This is a genomic window from Kitasatospora sp. MBT66, assembly GCF_000710405.2.
In the GTDB taxonomy this organism is placed as follows: domain Bacteria; phylum Actinomycetota; class Actinomycetes; order Streptomycetales; family Streptomycetaceae; genus Kitasatospora; species Kitasatospora purpeofusca.
The window spans coordinates 831,658-832,300 of record NZ_JAIY01000010.1 but is presented as its reverse complement, the minus strand read 5'-3'; the positions used below and the strand labels follow the sequence as shown (position 1 = coordinate 832,300).

The following is a 643-nucleotide window of genomic DNA, read 5'->3' as shown; positions in this document are numbered from 1 at the left end:
GTCGAAGGTCGACTGGTGGCAGGGGCAGAGCGCGTGGTGGGTCTGCTGCTCGTACAGGCTGATCGGGCAGCCGACGTGGGTGCAGATCTTGGAGTAGGCGAGGATGCCCTCGAAGCCCTTCTCCTTGGACTTGTCGTCCTTGATGTTCTCCGGCGCGATGCGCACCAGCATGAGGGCGTCCTTGGCGATGCGCTGCTGGAAGTCCTCGTCGTGGGTGCTCAGGCCCTCGGGCATCGCGAAGGTCAGCGACCCCGTGATGATGTCCTCGGCCTTCATCGGCTGGTTGGTGTTCATGTTGATGAGCTGCAGGGGCTTGGCGTCGGTCGCCTCCTCCCAACCCGTGTGCTCCAGCTTGTCCTCGGGCAGCGGGCCCAGGTCGCGCAGGAGGACCACACCGGACAGCGGCACCAGGGCCATCGAACCGATGAGGGTGTTGCGGATCATCTTGCGGCGGCCGAAGCCGGACTCCGCGGCACCGGTCCGGAACTGCTCGATGACGTCGGCGCGAACCTCGTCGTCGGCCTCGATCGGGTGACGCTCGGCCGGGATCTCGTGGTCCGACATCAGGGTGCGGGCCCAGTGGACCGCGCCCGCGCCGATGAGGAACAGCGCCAGACCGAGGGTCATGCCGAGCGCGAAGTTC

1 protein-coding gene is annotated in these 643 nt (G+C 66.9%); it reads right to left on the bottom strand.

Annotation, left to right across the window (positions count from 1 at the left end; genetic code table 11):
* Window positions 1-643 (bottom strand): ubiquinol-cytochrome c reductase iron-sulfur subunit (locus tag BI06_RS28390; protein WP_043472418.1); only part of this gene is annotated, 643 nt, incomplete at both ends.